This is a genomic window from Leucobacter coleopterorum (assembly GCF_011382985.1).
Lineage (GTDB): Bacteria > Actinomycetota > Actinomycetes > Actinomycetales > Microbacteriaceae > Leucobacter > Leucobacter coleopterorum.
This window is the reverse complement of the sequence record NZ_CP049933.1, coordinates 72,022-88,053: the sequence shown is the minus strand read 5'-3', so window position 1 is coordinate 88,053 and position 16,032 is coordinate 72,022. Positions and strand designations below refer to the sequence as shown.

Here is a 16,032-nt window from a genome sequence, read left to right as displayed (position 1 = left end):
TGGGCGCTGGCGGGCCTCGCGCGGTGGACGCTTCCTAAACCTACGCCTCGTCATAAGGCTGGGAAGCGTTCACCCTACGATGCGAGATATCCGCGCACCACCTCAAGCACCACTGGCAGACTCTCTGCCTCACCGACCGAAATGCGCACGCCCGCCCCGGGGAATGGCCGCACAAGCGTGCCCTCCTCGGCGAACGCCGCCGCCAGCGCCACCGCGTCAACGCTGACGCTCTGCGGGATCCACACGAAGTTGCCCTGCGCAACCGGAACATCGAGCCCGAGTTCGCGCAGCCCGGCGGCGAGCGCGTCGCGACGCTCAGTCAGCACGGCAATGCGGTCGCGCTGTTCTTTTTGGGATTCCGGCGTGAGCGCGGCAAGGGCGGCAGACTCAGCAAGCCCGGTCACCGAGAGCGGCACGGCAACACTCGCGGCGGCGGCGAGGATCGCGGGATCCCCGATGGCGTAACCGAGTCGCAGACCAGCGAGCCCGTACGCCTTCGAGAAGGTGCGCAGCACCACGAGATTCGGGTGCAGACTAAGCACCTGCTCACCGAACACGGCCTCTGCATCAGTGACAAACTCGCGGTAGGCCTCGTCGAGGATCACGAGCGTATCGGCGGGCACCCGCTGCATGAAGCGGTCGAACGCGTCACGGCGGATGGTTGGCCCGGTCGGGTTGTTGGGGCTGCAGAGCAGGATCACGCGCGTGCGCTCGGTGACCGCGGCGGCCATCGCGTCGAGGTCGTGTTCGGCCTGATCGTTCAGCGGGACCGCGATGTTTTCGGCACCTGATGCAAGACCAAGTGACGGGTAGGCCTCGAAGCTCGGCCACGCAAACATGACCCCGTCACCTGGTCCGGCCGCCGCCTGCACGAGTTGGTAAAGCAAGGCTGCCGATCCTGCCCCGATATGAACGTGATCGCTGCCCACGTTGAACTCTGCTGCGATCGCGGCACGCAGGTCTGGCATCGCTGCTGCGGCGTAACGGTTGATGTCGCCGCGATCCTGAATCGCCGCGAGCACAGCGGGCAGCGGCGGGAACGGGTTCTCGTTGCTCGACAGTTTGTACCCCGGCTTCGTGGGGGTTGCGCCCTGCCGGTATGCGGGAACGGCGAGTACGTCTGCGCGCAGGCGCACGGGGGTGTTGGTCATGGGATTCAGTGTAGTGAGGTGCTCTGGTCGGGGTCTCGGGGCTTCCAACAGGCCCCGTCGATCCGCCACCCCACCGCCAGGTCACCAGACCGCCGTGCCACCAGCCCACCACCCAGCCACCGCCCCACCGACGAGTGCACGCCTACCCGACGAGAGGCCCCCATACCAACGCGTGGGCAAGCGGGCCTTTCGTTGCTAGGGCAGGTCCTCGTGCGGGAACCGATGCATGGAAACGCGTCAGGGCAGCACGGAGCACGCGAAGACGCAGAAGAGCAGAAGAGCCGCGCGAGTGACAGAATAGACCCATGCGCACACTCGCCCGCATTCTCGTCAGCGCCTTCGCCCTGTGGCTCACCACACTCATCGTCGGTGGCAGCGGCGATCACGGCGTGTGGGTCGAGCCGTTCGGAGAGGGCAACGACGGATATCTGATCACACTGGTACTTGTAGCCCTGGTCTTCGGAATCGTCAACGGGACCCTCGGCAAGATCGTACGGTTTGTGTCGATTCCGCTCTATATTCTGACGCTGGGGCTCTTCGGTTTGATCGTCAACGGCATCATGTTTGCGATCGTCGCGTGGTTGTCTGATCTCGCTGGCTTCGGACTTCGCATTGATGGTTTCTGGTGGGGTGTGATCGCGGCGCTGGTGTTGTCGATCCTGTCTGGAATCTTGAACGGCCTGCTGGGCACAAATCGCAAGTATGACCAGGATCGCTGAATCTCAGGCAAACTGGAGAGATGACCACCCCATCCCCCTCCACATCAGCTTCGTCTGCACCGGCAACATCTGCCGCTCGCCCATGGGCGAGGTTGTGTTTCGGCGGTTGGTCGAAGACGCCGGGATCGCCGAGCAGTTTGTCATCACCTCTCGCGGCATGGGCGACTGGCACGTCGGCAACCAAGCCGACCCCCGCACCCTGACCGCACTCGCGAGGCGCGGCTACGACGGAGAACCACACCGGGCCGCACAGCTGAGCGACGCCGACATTGCTCAGCACCAGTTGCTCATCGCGCTGGATCGCGGGCACGAACAACTCATGTTGGATCGCGGCGCGGATCCCGAGCGAGTTGTTCTGCTGACCGAATTCGATCCCGAACAGCCTGACGACCCCGATGTATTTGACCCGTACTGGTCTGACGAAGACGCGTTCGACCGCGTGCTTGAGCAGGTTGAACGCAGTTGCCGAGTGCTGCTTGAACGACTGAGCGGTGACCGTTAACGGAAGAATAAGAGCTCGAACCGGTTTCGGCGTTTGTGCGGGCTGGTCTGATTCTCGCGGCGCTCAGCGGTCTTTGCCATCGGGCTCGCACTCCTTTTTCTCGCTCTTGGGATCACGATCGCGGTCTTGCGCTGACCCGCCACAGGTTGCATGGGAGAATGGACTCGGCCCTCGCACTCGGCTCGACACCTGAGCCCCCAACAAGCACGGAGACCCAATGACGCCCATGCCCCGCAGCCCATCAGCCCGCTCGACGGACGCTACCGCGCGGCGGTCGCTGACCTGGGCAACACCCTCTCGGAGGCGGGGCTGAACAAGGCGCGCGTGCACGTCGAGGTCGAGTGGCTCATCCACCTCACCTCGCACTCGCTGCTGGGCGGCACACCGCTTCCTGACGCTCAGGTCGCAACACTTCGCGAGTGGGCCGCGAACTTCGGCCAGGCCGAGATCGACAAGCTCGCCGAGATCGAGGCGACCACACAGCACGACGTGAAGGCCGTCGAATACTTGGTTCGGGATCAGCTGAGCGCACAGGGGCTCGACGCGATTGCCGAACTGACCCACGTGTGCTGCACCAGCGAAGACATCAACAACCTGTCGTACGCACTCACCGTGAAGCAAGCTGTTGCCGACGTGTGGCGTCCGCGGTTTGAGAAGGTCATCGCCGAGATCGCGCGCCAGGCCGAGCAGTACCGCGAGCTGCCGATGATGAGCCGCACCCACGGCCAGCCGGCCACACCAACGACCCTTGGCAAAGAGCTCGCGGTGTTTGTGTACCGCCTTGAGCGCCAGCTGAACCAGATCGACGACGTCGAATACCTGGGCAAGTTCTCGGGGGCGACCGGCACGTTTGCGGCGCACCTCGCGGCTGACCCCAACACCGACTGGATGCAGGTGTCGCAGGAGTTTGTCGAGGGGCTCGGGCTCGACTGGAACCCACTGACCACGCAGATTGAGTCGCACGACTGGCAGGCCGAACTCTACACGCGCATCGCGCACGCGAACCGGATCCTGCACAACCTCGCAACCGATATCTGGAGCTACATCTCTATCGGGTACTTCCGCCAGATCCCGGTTGCCGGGGCTACCGGATCCTCGACGATGCCGCATAAGGTCAACCCGATTCGCTTCGAGAACGCCGAGGCAAACCTTGAGCTGTCGAACGCACTGCTCGACTCGCTCGCGGCGACCCTCGTGACGAGCCGCTGGCAGCGTGACCTGACCGATTCTTCGGCGCAGCGCAACATCGGTGTCGCTTTCGGGCACTCGGTGCTCGCGCTCGACAACATCTTGAAGGGGCTCGGCCAGATCGACGCGGCACCCGACGTGCTTGCCGCCGATCTCGACGCGAACTGGGAGGTGCTGGGTGAGGCGATCCAGACCGTGATTCGTGCCGAGGTGGCCTCGGGCCGCTCGACCATCAGCGATCCTTACGCGGCCCTCAAGGATCTGACCCGCGGTCGCCGCATTGGCCAGCAGGATCTCATCGAGTTTGTGCAGGCGCTTGAGATCGGCGACGAGGCTCGGGATCGGCTGCTCGCTTTGACCCCGGCAACGTACATCGGCGACGCGGTGCGTCTGCTCGACTACTTGAAGCGGTAGCGCCTGCGGCGCGGCGGACAAAGCCTTCGGGTGGGCTTGCAATCTACGCAGATCGCAGTGGCGACCCGACTGGCACCCCTCGCTGAGGTTGCCCACGAAGCGCGCAAGCTGCTCCTGAAGCCCTGGAAATGCGCCGACCAGTGGAGTGTGCTCGTTGATTGCTTCACTCAACTCAACGAGAGTTTCTTCCACAATCTGCCGCGCGCTCCGAAGCCCCCAGCTCGCGCACTCATCAACGAGATCCTCTCGGGTTATGTCCGCATGTCGATACTTTCGATTCACGGAAAGAGCCAGTTCCCCGTCGTTAGTCATATGTGCCTGGGGAACGGCGTCATATGCCGGGGCAAGCTCAACCTCGCCATCAACCTTGTGAAGAAGGCCGATGTTCTTTGTGTGCATGTCGAGGTTTCCGCTCCCAACAGCCAGCACTAGCATTCGCGCAAGATTATCGAGTTCAGTCCGGGAGGTGTGCTGCTGAAGAACTTGTGCGATCCGACCCAAACTGACTACTCCTCCCATCCGTTGGTACTTCTGATTCTGCGCGGCGCCAAGAACCTGACTGAAATCCTCCTGATGGACACGCTCCCCCGCGCTGCGGTCAAAACGCTCGATCGCTAAGGCCCGGGCACCATCAAATTCTTCGATGGTCGTGGCGAAAGCCGACAGCCCCAAGCGTCGGGCAAGGCGCGACCCATACTCTTCGTCGAAAATCACACTCTCGCTCGCGCCACGAAGCTGCGGCTTCAGAATGTGCGTGGTTGGATAACCTCCCAGACCTTGTGCCCAGCCGCTCTCCGTGCGCACAAGCACCACCTTAGGCTGCACACCGCCGAGCGATGACTTTCCGGCAATTGGATCGTTCGCGAGAGGAGCGCGCATCGGATTCTCAAGCAGTTCTCGAATCTGTCGTGCGGACACAGCTTGCAAAGCCGGTACGGGTGGCTCGGAGGGGTTGTCAAGATCCCATATCTGGAGGGCACCAGCAACGTCTCGGCCATATCGAGCCAAAAATCCGAGCGTGTCACCTGCTCGTAGCGCGCTCTGCATAAGCATGTACTCGTATTGATCACCCTCTGGAAGCAACTCCGCAAACCAGTTCCGGCGACGGCCTGCCTGGTCACGGCGCAGAGTGGGCGACAGCGGGATCGCAACCGACAGCGTCGTACTGTTCACGCCAAAGCGCTGAAGCCCCTCTTCGCTCGGAGTGAAGTCGAAGGTGCGAGAGCTCTCGCCGCTCAGCGTGCCGACTTTCGAGCCGTACAGTTCAACTGCGAGGCGCATCAGCATCCTCTTCGCCCCAGCTCGCGAAGATTTCGCACCCGCTCGCTCGCGCGAGCTCAAGCATCTGGCGTAAGTAAATTGTGGCCTTGCCACTCTCTATCTCGCTGACGGTGCTCTGACGCAGCGAGGCCTCTTCCGCCAATTCTGTTTGCGACAGACCGCGGTCTAAGCGCGCTTGCTGGATCGCAAGGCCAAAATCAGCAGGAGCGCGCAGTCTTGCGGTGTATTTCATCCCTGAACCCCCTTATCGGAATTTCCAGATACTACAACTCTATCTTAAAATCCCGATAAATAGAAGGCTTCTCAATCGGCGTGGAGTCTACTCAGGCCGCGGCGGAAGCCCGACGAGCAGCCTCCGGCAGCGCCCGCACCACACGGTCGAGCGCGGCGGCATCGTGCGCCGCCGACACAAACCAGGTCTCGTAGGCACTCGGCGGCAGCGAGACACCCGCGTCGAGCATCGCGTGGAAAAATGCACCGTACTGCGTGGTGTTCTGGCGCTGCACATCGACGTACCCCGTTGGTGCCTCGGGAAAATCACCAAACAGCACACTGAAGAGGGTGCCGGCGCGCTGTACCCGGTGGGCGACGCCCGCAGCGTTCAGCGCTGCCGATACCTCCGCGGCGAGCGCGTCGGCGGCCCCTCCCAGGCGAGCATACGCCGCGGTGTCGGCAGCCTCCAGTGTCGCTAGCCCGGCGGTCGCCGCGACGGGATTGCCGGAGAGAGTGCCGCCCTGGTAGACCGGACCGGTAGGAGCAAGCAGATCCATCAGCGCTGCGCGACCCCAAGAGCCGCGAGCGGCAACCCACCGCCCACCACCTTGCCGAAGGTGAACAGGTCGGGCCTCAGCGCGGCAAGCACCTGATCCCGCTCTAACCCCCAATAACCACAAGGCCCCGCACGGAACCCGGTGAGCACCTCGTCAACGATCACAAGAGCACCGTGCCGGTGAGCAATTTCAAGCAGGCTCTCGGTGAATCCGGGCAGCGGAGCCACCACTCCCATGTTTGCCGCCGCGGCCTCAGTAATCACCGCCGCGATCCGCGAGCCGTGCTCATTGAAGGCCCGCTCAAGCGCAGGCACATCGTTGTAGGGCAGCACAATGGTCTGGGCCGCTGTCTCGGCGGTCACCCCGGCTGATCCTGGCAGGGCAAGCGTCGCGAGCCCCGATCCGGCAGCCGCCAACAAGCCGTCTGAGTGGCCGTGATAGTGTCCGGCAAACTTGATAATCAGCGGCCTGTCGGTCGCGCCGCGGGCGATGCGAATAGCCGTCATGGTCGCCTCGGTGCCGGTCGACACAAGCCGCACCTTGTCAACGTCGGGCAGCTTCGCCACCAGCAACTCAGCCAGCTCAACCTCGGCCGGTGCCGACGCCCCAAAGCCGAAGCCGCGACCGACGGCCTCCTGCACCGCAGTCACCACCTCGGGCAGCGCGTGGCCCAGCAGAGCGGGGCCCCAGGCTCCCACCAGGTCGACGTACTCTCGGCCCTCGACGTCGGTGACGTAGGGTCCACTCCCTGAGACGAAGTAGCGTGGCGTGCCGCCCACCGAAGCAAAGGCCCGCACAGGAGAGTTCACCCCGCCGGGGATCACCCGCCCGGCGCGGGATTCGAGCTCAGTGTTGGTTAGGTGTGTCATGGTCGTAGCTCCAGGTTGTTGAGGTCGGCAATGTTGGCAGAGTGGCCGCGCGGGAGGCCAACACAGCGGATCACCGCCGCCACCCCGCAACCTCAAGCGCGAAGTAACTCAGAATGGTGTCGGCTCCGGCGCGGGAGATGCTGAGCAGCGACTCGCGGATCGCGGCCTCACGGTCGATCCAGCCGTTCGCCGCGGCAGCCTCGATCATCGCCGCCTCGCCAGAAACCTGATACGCCCAGACCGGCACCGTGCTCACCCGCGCGACATCAGAGAGCACATCGAGGTAGCTCATCGCGGGTTTGACCATCACGATGTCGGCACCCTCATCGAGGTCGAGATAAGCCTCCCGCAGACCTTCGCGGCGGTTGGCTGGATCCTGCTGGTAGCTACGCCGGTCCCCCTGCAACTGCGAGTCGACCGCCTCGCGAAACGGGCCATAAAAGGCGGACGCATACTTGGCGGCGTACGCCAGAATCGCCGCATCGACAAAACCAGCCTCGTCGAGCGCCTCGCGCACCACCGCAACCTGGCCGTCCATCATGCCCGAGAGACCGAGCAGTTCCGCCCCCGCCTCCGCCTGCGCGACGGCCATGCGCGCGTAGTGTTGCAGCGTTGCGTCGTTGTCGACCCGCCCCACCTCATCGAGCACACCGCAGTGTCCGTGCGAGGTGAACTCGTCGAGGCAAAGGTCACTCTGTACGACGAGATCACCGCTGACCTCGGCAGCCACCGCGCGAAGGGCACGATTCAAAATGCCATTGGGATCCACCGCGGCACTCCCCAGAGGATCGCGCTCCGCGGGCACCCCAAACAGCATGATGCCACCCAACCCGGCTGCGGCAGCCTCAACGGCAACCGCACGCACGGAATCAAGCGTGTGCTGCATCACCCCGGGCATAGAGGTGATCGGACTTGGCTCGTGAATACCCTCGCGCACAAACACCGGCAGCACGAGGTCTGCCGGGTGCAATCGGGTCTCGGCGACTAGGCGACGCATGGCGGGCGAACTGCGCAGGCGCCGGGGCCGGTGCGGTCGAAGGCTAGTGGGGACGGTCGTGTGCATCACTGTCATTTCTGTTGGTGGGGTTCGTTTGTTTGTGCGGCAACGGCGGCGAGCAGGCCGTCTATGGTCTGGGAACCTGCGACAAGCTGGGGTATAAGGCCCACACCACGAAGGGCGGCGGCCGTCGGTTCGCCAATGGCCGCGATGGTGGGCAGCACGGCAGCATCGAAAGCGTCGAGGTTTGCGGCGAGCGCACGAGCGGCTGATCCACTGGTGACGAGTATCACGTCACTCTCGGCAACGGCGGTGGCAAACGCGGTTCGGGATCGCGCATCCTGATCAACCTGGACCGTTTCGTAGGCGGTCACCCGATCAACGTGGTGCCCGGCTGCCTCCAGCCAGGTCTGCAGGCGATCATCGCTCAGATTCGACAGGGGCAAGAGGAAGCGCTGCCGTTCGGCGGTAGCCTCGGCACCCAACTCGACACCGAGTGCCACCATCAGTCCCTCGGTCGAGAAGTCGCGCTCGGGCATCACATCAACGCCAAGACCGACAGCCCGCGCTGCGGTGGCGGTGCCCGGACCGACAACTGCGATACGGGTTGGCGTCTTTGATCCTGCGCCAAGTGCGTTAGCCCGGCCTGGGCAGGCACCAGCCACCGCCAGTATCGCCTCGACCGCGTTTGCACTGGTCAGTACAACCCAGTCGTAGGTCCCCCGGTTCCAGCGCCCGATCGCCTCGCGCAACGCGGGTGTCTCCGCGGGCACAACTGCAATCAGCGGGTGAACGACCGGCTCACCCCCACGATCACGCACCTGCCGGGAGACACGTTCTCCCCATGATCCACCACGCAGGATCATCACGCGTGCCCCGCGAAGCGAAGCGTCTGCGGGAATCAGCCCTCCCGTCTCAGCCATCAATCAGCGCTACCTGTTGCCCTGGCGCACGAGCACCGCCCCGAGATCGGTCAGCTCGGCAGCCCCTCGGCTCAGCAGTTCACCGGCCACGTCACGGCCCAGTTGAAGCACAATGGCCTCACCTGCCGTTCCGTTGCCAAGCGGCACCGCCGAAACGACCTCCAGCTGCGCAGTCCCGTCGGTACGGTACACGGTCGCCCGCAGTTGCAGCTTGCCACCTGTGATGTGCGCCGTCGCGCCGATCGGGGCGGCGCATCCCGCTTCCAGCGTCAATAGCACTGAACGTTCTGCTTCAGCCGTCATTCGTGAAGCCGGATGCTCAAGAGCCCGCAGCGCCGTCACAATACGTGGCTCTGTCAGCACGGTCGCGCCTGATCCCGAGTCTGCACCGCGCACCTCAACTGCGAGCGCACCTTGCCCAGCCGCGGTGGGCACCGCACTCAGGTCGAAGCGCTCGGTGATCACACTCGAGCTATCCGCACGATCCAGCCCGGCCGCGGCAAGCACAACCGCGTCGAGCGAGTCACCAACAAAGCTGAGCCTGGTGTCGATATTGCCGCGAATGTCTTCGACCTGCAGATCGGGGCGCACCGCAAGCACCTGAGCCGCCCGTCTGGGCGAGCCGGTGCCAACACGCGCCCCCGTCGGCAACTCAGCAAGAGTCAGCCCGTCACGGGCACAGAGTGCGTCGCGCGGATCGGCACGTTCGGGCACCGCACCAACCACGATGCCCTCGCAGGGTCCGGTCGGTAGATCCTTAAAGGAGTGCACCGCAAGGTCGCAGCGGTTATCGAGCAGCGCGTCGCGCAGCGCACTCACAAACACACCGGTGCCCCCGAGTTCTGCCAGCGGGGCACGTGACACATCTCCCTTTGTGGTGACCGTCACGAGCGCCACATCGGCACCCGTTTCACGTGCAACCTTTTCGGCGACCTGCGTTGTCTGCGCCACTGCGAGACGGCTACGCCGCGTGCCAAAACGGATCAGGCCGGGCTGCGGCGACAGATACGTGTCCCCCCGCACGCCGAGCCTGGAGTCGGGATGCTCTCCCGGCGCAAACACACGTCCGGTCACGGCGCGATCCCCGCAGCCGCGGGTTTGAACCCGGCCCGAACGTTCTCGCAGCAGCCGGGGCGACACACGTCGAACCACGGTCCAAGCTTCGTCAGAGCGGGTCGCTCACTCGCCGGAGTGCCATCGCGGCGCTCCAGCACCAGATCAATGAGACCCTTCACATAAGCCTGGTGATTGCCCGGGGTCGGCACACGCACGGCGGCGAGTCCGTGCTCTTCGCAGGTTTCAAGCGCCTCGGTGTCGAGATCCCACAGCACCTCCATGTGGTCACTCACAAAGCCGATCGGCACGATCACAACCGCCCGCACACCCGCCTCGGGCAGCAGCGCGATCGCGTCATTGATGTCGGGTTCAAGCCACGGCTGCGACGGGGGCCACTTCGCGATTGGTACACCAGATCCCACGCGGCACCCTCACCCGCCGCGTGAGCAACAACCTCGCTCACCGCCAGATGCTGCGCGGCGTAGGCACCACCGGGGCCGTAATCGCGGTCTCGGGGCCCCGAGCGCTCGGCATCGGTGGTCGGAATGGAGTGTGTGGCGAAGAGGATACGGAGCTCGCGCGCAACGTCAAGGTCGGGCAGTTGTTTGCGCAGCTGCTGGATCCCCGCCCGAACGCCCTCTATGAATGGCTCAACAAACCCCGGGTGATCAAAAAACGGACGCACCTTGTCGATCGTCATGCTGCCAACAAGTCCCGCGTCTTCGAGTGACTGCGCAAAGTTCTCGCGATACTGCCTGCACGACGAGAACGAGGAGTAGGCGCTCGTCGCGATCGCGATGATCCGCTCGTGGCCCCGCTCATGAGCGTCCTTGAGCACGTCGGTGATGTACGGATCCCAGTTCCTGTTCCCCCAGAGCACCGGCAGATCGATGCCGCGCGAGGCAAGCTCAACCTCAAGGGCAGCCTTCAACTCACGGTTCTGGTCGTTAATGGGGCTCACACCGCCGAAGTGACGGTAGTGGTGCGCGACCTCTTCAAGGCGTTCGTCGGGGATGCCGCGACCGCGCGTCACGTTTCGCAAAAACGGGATCACGTCGCTTTGGCCTTCCGGTCCACCAAAACCCGCGAGCAAAATGGCGTCGTAGGCCGTTGGGGTTTCAACGTGCTCCGGTCCGGATCGCGCGGCCTCACTCGCGTGAGGGACGGTCGCCTGGGCGGTGGCAACCTCCTGGTCCGCTACCTGTTGTGCCTCGCGTGTGCTCACCGTACGACCTCCAGAATCTCTGCCGCCTCGATACGGCGGCCCGTGTAAAACGGCGTCTCTTCGCGCATGTGCCTCCGGGCCTCGGTCGCGCGCAGATCCCGCATCATGTCGACCAACTCGGTGAGTTCGTCGGACTCCATCGGCAGCAGCCACTCGTAGTCACCGAGCGCAAACGCCGACACGGTGTTTGCAACCACACCGCGGTGCGCGGCACCAACCCGACCGTGATGAGCGAGCATTGCGCTGCGCTCCTCGGTCGGCAACAGGTACCACTCGGTGCTGCGCACAAAGGGATAGAGGCATAGCCACTCGCGGGCGTGCTCACCCCGCAAGAAGCCAGGCACGTGTGCGCGGTTGAACTCCGCATCGCGGTGCACGCCGAGCGCGTGCCAGGTGGGGAGCAGCCTCTCGAGCGTCGCGGTTCGGCGCAGACGTCGCAGTTCCGCCTGCAGCCCCTCGGCCGTCGGGCCGTGCAACCACACCATCAGATCGGCATCGGCACGCAATCCCGAGACGTCGTACCAGCCGCGTACAGTGACGCCGCTCGCTTCGACCTCGGCCTGCACCTGCTGCAACTCGGCAGCCTCGGCGAAAGGATCGAACGCGGTGTCGGCGCCAGCCGGGCGGTGCGCGTCTCGGCGATAGATTGCCCAGAGCGCGTACCCCTGCGGGGTGGCCGTTTCAGCGCTCGGCTCACTCGTGTGACCGGTGCTCATGTGTAACTCCTTCGTGTGGCTGGTGTTCGGACTTCTATTTCAGGCGTGACTTGGCCGCGCGGTTGTTGCGAGCGCCTCTCGAAGCGCCTGAGCAGAAGCTCGCGCGGAGGGAATGACCGCCGCGAACCCCGTCCCGGCAACCCACTCACCCGCCGTGAAAATGCGCTGCGATGGTGAGGGGTCTTCGAGCGGGGCTGCGCTTTTCCGCGGCATGGCATGCACTCGCCTGGCCATGCCCTTCAGTGCAGCCGGTTGCAGATCAAGGCCGAGGATCGCGCCTGCGTCTGCGAGGGCGAGCCGTTTCACCTCGGAGTCAGACATGTCAAGTGTGACCGCAGCGGCCCCGTGTTCTCCGTACGAGAGTCGCAGCAGGTGGTGGTCCGCCGCGAGCTGTTCCGCGAGCCAGGCCCACTTCACATTGACGTGGGTGAGTGCCTTCGCCGCGATGGACGGTGTTGCGCGCCGAGCGTCCTCCGCAACGAGTGCTCCCGTGCCGCGGGGTGCCGAGTTGAGACGGGCATCGTCGACAAGGATCGCAATGACCTCGATCGGGGTCGCTGCATTTGGGGCAGACTCGGGTGGTGCAGATTCATCAGACCTGGTTGATTCATCTGATGAAAGGTGGGTTTGCTGCAGAGCGGCTGGCACGGGGTCAGCACCCCGCTTGATCGCCGTCAGGATGCCCGGAACAGTCACGAGAACCGCGTCAACCGTCTCAACAACCGCCTCAGTCGCGTCAACTTGCCCGTCGGCCACAACCTCGTAGCCGCGGCCAGGGTAATCGGGCACCGGACCGCTCCAGCTCCCGCCCGCGCTCCCGGAGACGGCATCACCATCGTTGAGCGCACGCACCTCGGTCACCCCGGCACCAAGATGGATCCGCGCACCGAGCCGCTCCAGCTCTTGCTCCAAATGGGCAACGAGGGTGTGCACACCACCGCGCAACCCCGCCACAGCCGCCCCCGACGCCCGTGCGCTGCCGCGTTGTTGTCGTGCGGCCGAACGCAAAGACCCCCGCTCGGCAAAAGACTTCGCGAGCCCCGGCACCGCTTCGAGTGGCAGCTCGTACGGGTTTGCAGAGTAGACGCCCCTGACCACGGGTGCGACCAGACGGTCCAGGGTGCGCTGCCCGAGGCGCACCCGAACGAGACCTCCGAGCGAAGGCTGCTGCTGGCCGATCCGCCGCGGTAACCACGGCTCGATCGCGCAGCGCACGGCTCCCACAATCCCAATGACTCGCCTGGACTCGGCGCTCCAGGGACGCGAGGGAATACCAATAGCTCCCGCCGCTGGCAGGGGCGACTCCCGACCGTCGCCCACTATCCAGCTGCGACCACCGGAGGTTGCGGTGATGCCACCCTGCAGACCCAGGTCCGCAAGCAGTCGCTCGACCTCACCACCTCGTGTTGCGTACGATTCAGGGCCGAGATCAAAACGAACACCACCAAGTTCACCGGCGCAGACTCGACCGCCGAGCCGAGCTTCACGCTCAAAAACCACCACGTTGATACCGTTGCGCGCGAGTTCCCAGGCGGCGACGAGCCCCGCGATGCCCCCTCCGATAATTGCGACGCGAGGAGTCTCACCATCGTCACTCAGCATGCGCCAGCCGCACAATTCGAGTCAGCACCTCAGGGTCGGTTTCCGGCGGAACACCGTGGCCGAGGTTGAGCACATGAGCCGGCGCGCTCCGCCCGCGTTCAATCACATCGTGAAGGTGCGCCTCGAGTGCCGCTTCCGGCGCAAACAGCAGCGCCGGGTTGAGGTTTCCCTGCAGCGGAACCGCATGGTCAAGCCGTGCACTGGCGAGATCAAGAGGGATCCGCCAGTCGACACCGAGTGCGCTCGTCTGCAGTTTTGTGAACTCCTCGAGCAGGTGATCCGCCCCACCGCAAAGTGAATGGTGGGAACCTTGTGCTCGGTGCCGTCACCCACAGCCGGATCAATCCAGCGCAACTGCTGCACCCGCTTGAGCGTGCGCACCGAAGAGGGGGCAACGCGCGCCGCGTAATCGTGGGTGCTCAGCGATCCAGCCCAAGAATCAAACAGCTGTGCGGCGCTCGCCCCCGCAAGCACCTGCTCCTCGAGAAACACCCCACTCAGCTCGGCGGTCCAGTTGAGCAGGTCGTTCCAGGCGGCGGGATCGGCGTGCATCAGTGTGCGAGCGCGGAGATGCTCGCGGGAGGGGCCTCCCTCAACGAGGTACGCGGCAAGGGTGAAGGGGGCACCCGCAAACCCGATGAGGGGTGTCTCACCGAGCTCGGTTGTCACCAACCGCACCGCCTCACGAATTGGTGCCATCGCCTCACGCAGCCGTTCCACCGGGTGCTCCGCGCGCAGCCGCTCAACCTCAGCCGCGGTGCGAACGGGCCTCGCAAACACCGGGCCGCGACCGGGCACAATGTCGACTTCCACTCCCGCCATCTTGAGCGGGATAACGATGTCGCTGAAGAAGATCGCGGCGTCAACTCCGTGACGGCGCACCGGTTGCAGGGTGATCTCGGCGGCCTGCGCTGGATCGAGGCAGGCATCGAGCATCGACGTCTCCGCGCGCAGCGCGCGGTACTCGGGTAGTGACCTGCCGGCCTGCCGCATGAACCACACGGGGAGCCGATCCGGGCGTATTCCCCCGAGTGACTGAATAAGCGGGGCGGCCCCTGTACGACCTGCGCTGAGGGGGTGCGTGATGGGTAACGTATTCATCAGATGTTGATGCTAGCATGTTCATCTGATGAAGTTGTTCGCAGGATCCGGGTGTATTTCGCCCGCCCGTGAGCGGCAGAATTAGCCGTTTTTCGGCCATCTACACCACTGACGATTCGACGAAAGTTGGCCGCGCGACGTGTTAGTTTGTCTCTCCCTGGAGCACAGAAACGTCAACCTTGACTTTTTGGGAGCCATTGAGCAACACACCGGGTCGGTGGTCGAGGCGCTCGCAGACTCGTCCCTCACAGACGGCTCAGTTGTACTCGCAACCTGCAACCGCTTTGAGGCGTACCTTGACGTCAAGTCACCCGCGGCGATTGAGCAGAGCATCAGCCGCGTGTCGGGAGTCACGGGCATCGAAGAGCGGCGCCTGCGCGACCGGCTTGTGCTCCGCTCGGATCTCGACGCCGTTGAGCACCTGTTCTCCGTCGCGGGTGGCCTCGAGTCGGTCGTTGTTGGTGAGGGTGAGATCGCCGGCCAGGTGCGGCGAGCACTTGAGCAAGCTCGGGATCAGGGCAGCACCTCAAGCGAGTTAGAGAGGCTGTTTCAGTTTGCGGCACGTACCTCTCGTCAGATCAAACATCGCACCGGTGTGCAGACCGCGGGGCGCTCACTGGTGCGGCTAGCCCTCGCCATGGCGCAGAGTCGCATCGGCGACTGGGCGACCGCGCAAATTGTGCTCGTTGGCACCGGCATGTACGCGGGCGCAAGCCTCGCCGCGCTTCGTGCACGTGGTGCCACTCGTGTGTCGGTGTTCTCACCCTCGGGGCGAGCCGAGACATTCGCTGCCTCACACGGCATTTCGGCGATCGCAGCGCACGAACTTGAGGATGCGCTTGCCAAGGCCGACCTGATCGTCACGACAAGCCTCGCACAAGAGCCGATCCTGAGTGCGGAGCTGTTTTCTCGTACGCAGCGCCCAGCCCGAAGGCCCTTCTGTGAAACTGTGGCGGGTCGCTCGGCGGACTCAAAGCCCGGCCGCTCGGTACTTCTCAGCGCGGCGAGGCCACGGCTTGTCATAGACCTGGGTGTGCCCCGCAACGTCGAGCGGGCAGCCGAGTTTGTGTCGGGCATTGAGCTGCTCGATCTTGATCTCATCGCAAAACACGCACCGCTCGCCGAGCTGAGCGCCGAGGCCGAGGCGCGCGGGATCGTGCGCGACGCCGTCGAGGAGTTCTCGGCCCTGCGCGCCGAAAACGACGCGATGCCGGCTCTCGTCGCCCTGCGCGGTCACGTCTACGAACTGCTGGACGACGAGTTGCAGCGCGTTACACCCCGAGGGACCGGGACTCACGAAACCTCCGGCGATCCTGACGGCCCCGCCCAGCAGCGCGCCGCGATAGAGGCGGCCCTGCGCCACTTCGCTGGCCGTCTGTTACACCGCCCCTCGGTGCGCATCCGCGAAGCAGGCCGCGCGGGCAACGCCCCGGCAGCCCATGCCGCCGTTGAGCTGCTCTTCGAGCCACACTTCAACGTGCGTGGCTGACAGGGTCAGAACTGTCGCGCCAACCCCAC

The 16,032-nt window shown here is 64.6% G+C and carries 11 protein-coding genes and 4 pseudogenes; 4 read left to right on the top strand and 11 right to left on the bottom strand.

The genetic code is table 11. From position 1 onward, the window contains the following. Nucleotides 1–74 precede the first annotated feature (74 nt). On the bottom strand, nucleotides 75–1,151 hold the full coding sequence (locus tag G7066_RS00435; RefSeq protein ID WP_166328200.1) for a histidinol-phosphate transaminase: 1,077 nt from the start codon (nucleotides 1,149–1,151) through the stop codon (nucleotides 75–77). A 305-nt stretch (nucleotides 1,152–1,456) separates the two neighbouring features. Here G7066_RS00435 and G7066_RS00430 point away from each other — a divergent pair, with 305 nt between their 5' ends. The 3 genes from G7066_RS00430 to purB all read left to right on the top strand — a co-directional run bounded on the left by G7066_RS00430 (nucleotide 1,457) and on the right by purB (nucleotide 3,974). Next, nucleotides 1,457–1,870, top strand: a complete 414-nt coding sequence (locus G7066_RS00430) for a phage holin family protein (protein ID WP_166328198.1) — start codon at nucleotides 1,457–1,459, stop codon at nucleotides 1,868–1,870. Beyond that, complete coding sequence (locus G7066_RS00425; RefSeq protein WP_166328196.1) at nucleotides 1,854–2,372, top strand: low molecular weight protein-tyrosine-phosphatase; 519 nt, start codon at nucleotides 1,854–1,856, stop codon at nucleotides 2,370–2,372. The genes G7066_RS00430 and G7066_RS00425 overlap by 17 nt, the downstream gene beginning before the upstream one ends. Before the next feature lie 150 nt (nucleotides 2,373–2,522). Next, nucleotides 2,523–3,974 carry an adenylosuccinate lyase gene (gene purB / locus G7066_RS00420; RefSeq protein ID WP_166328194.1) on the top strand — a complete coding sequence of 484 codons (1,452 nt, stop codon included), beginning with the start codon at nucleotides 2,523–2,525 and terminating at the stop codon, nucleotides 3,972–3,974. A gap of 228 nt (nucleotides 3,975–4,202) precedes the next feature. On the opposite strand, the pseudogene G7066_RS00415 reads toward purB, so the two are convergent. The 10 genes and pseudogenes from G7066_RS00415 to hemE form a co-directional block, all read right to left on the bottom strand. Continuing rightward, nucleotides 4,203–5,255: pseudogene (locus tag G7066_RS00415) on the bottom strand (type II toxin-antitoxin system HipA family toxin); the annotation flags it as partial. Then, the gene (locus tag G7066_RS00410; protein ID WP_166328192.1) at nucleotides 5,239–5,487 is read right to left on the bottom strand and encodes a helix-turn-helix domain-containing protein; all 249 of its coding nucleotides are present in this window, start codon (nucleotides 5,485–5,487) and stop codon (nucleotides 5,239–5,241) included. The gene G7066_RS00410 and the pseudogene G7066_RS00415, both read right to left, overlap by 17 nt. A gap of 91 nt (nucleotides 5,488–5,578) precedes the next feature. Then, a pseudogene (locus tag G7066_RS00405) lies at nucleotides 5,579–6,894 on the bottom strand (glutamate-1-semialdehyde 2,1-aminomutase). Nucleotides 6,895–6,964: 70 nt separating this feature from the next. Beyond that, entirely contained in the window at nucleotides 6,965–7,966 is a 1,002-nt protein-coding gene (gene hemB / locus G7066_RS00400; protein ID WP_244303106.1) for a porphobilinogen synthase, read from the bottom strand. Next, nucleotides 7,963–8,814 carry a uroporphyrinogen-III synthase gene (locus G7066_RS00395; RefSeq protein WP_166328190.1) on the bottom strand — a complete coding sequence of 284 codons (852 nt, stop codon included), beginning with the start codon at nucleotides 8,812–8,814 and terminating at the stop codon, nucleotides 7,963–7,965. Before G7066_RS00395 ends, hemB begins: the two co-directional genes overlap by 4 nt. A 9-nt stretch (nucleotides 8,815–8,823) precedes the next feature. After that, nucleotides 8,824–9,837: a hydroxymethylbilane synthase gene (gene hemC / locus G7066_RS00390; RefSeq protein WP_166331825.1), complete on the bottom strand. Its 1,014-nt coding sequence runs from the start codon at nucleotides 9,835–9,837 to the stop codon at nucleotides 8,824–8,826. Nucleotides 9,838–9,884: 47 nt separating this feature from the next. After that, nucleotides 9,885–11,095: pseudogene (locus G7066_RS00385) on the bottom strand (ferrochelatase). Beyond that, a complete protein-coding gene (gene hemQ / locus G7066_RS00380) occupies nucleotides 11,092–11,811 on the bottom strand; it encodes a hydrogen peroxide-dependent heme synthase (RefSeq protein WP_166328188.1) in 720 nt (239 codons plus the stop codon). Before hemQ ends, G7066_RS00385 begins: the two are co-directional and overlap by 4 nt. Nucleotides 11,812–11,850: 39 nt before the next feature. Further along, nucleotides 11,851–13,413, bottom strand: coding sequence for a protoporphyrinogen/coproporphyrinogen oxidase (locus tag G7066_RS00375; protein WP_166328186.1), 1,563 nt, complete (start codon nucleotides 13,411–13,413; stop codon nucleotides 11,851–11,853). Further along, a pseudogene (gene hemE, locus G7066_RS00370) lies at nucleotides 13,403–14,514 on the bottom strand (uroporphyrinogen decarboxylase). Before hemE ends, G7066_RS00375 begins: the two are co-directional and overlap by 11 nt. Nucleotides 14,515–14,701: 187 nt before the next feature. Between hemE and G7066_RS00365 the strand changes: the two are divergent. Next, nucleotides 14,702–16,003, top strand: coding sequence for a glutamyl-tRNA reductase (locus G7066_RS00365; protein WP_244303105.1), 1,302 nt, complete (start codon nucleotides 14,702–14,704; stop codon nucleotides 16,001–16,003). The last annotated feature ends 29 nt before the right edge of the window (nucleotides 16,004–16,032 follow it).

Coding starts and splice junctions, on each gene's coding strand:
- G7066_RS00435 (WP_166328200.1), bottom strand. CDS start 1,151: ATGACCAACACCCCCGTGCGCCTGCGCGCAGACGTACTCGCCGTTCCC.
- G7066_RS00430 (WP_166328198.1), top strand. CDS start 1,457: ATGCGCACACTCGCCCGCATTCTCGTCAGCGCCTTCGCCCTGTGGCTC.
- G7066_RS00425 (WP_166328196.1), top strand. CDS start 1,854: ATGACCAGGATCGCTGAATCTCAGGCAAACTGGAGAGATGACCACCCC.
- purB (WP_166328194.1), top strand. CDS start 2,523: ATGGGAGAATGGACTCGGCCCTCGCACTCGGCTCGACACCTGAGCCCC.
- G7066_RS00410 (WP_166328192.1), bottom strand. CDS start 5,487: ATGAAATACACCGCAAGACTGCGCGCTCCTGCTGATTTTGGCCTTGCG.
- hemB (WP_244303106.1), bottom strand. CDS start 7,966: ATGACAGTGATGCACACGACCGTCCCCACTAGCCTTCGACCGCACCGG.
- G7066_RS00395 (WP_166328190.1), bottom strand. CDS start 8,814: ATGGCTGAGACGGGAGGGCTGATTCCCGCAGACGCTTCGCTTCGCGGG.
- hemQ (WP_166328188.1), bottom strand. CDS start 11,811: ATGAGCACCGGTCACACGAGTGAGCCGAGCGCTGAAACGGCCACCCCG.
- G7066_RS00375 (WP_166328186.1), bottom strand. CDS start 13,413: ATGCTGAGTGACGATGGTGAGACTCCTCGCGTCGCAATTATCGGAGGG.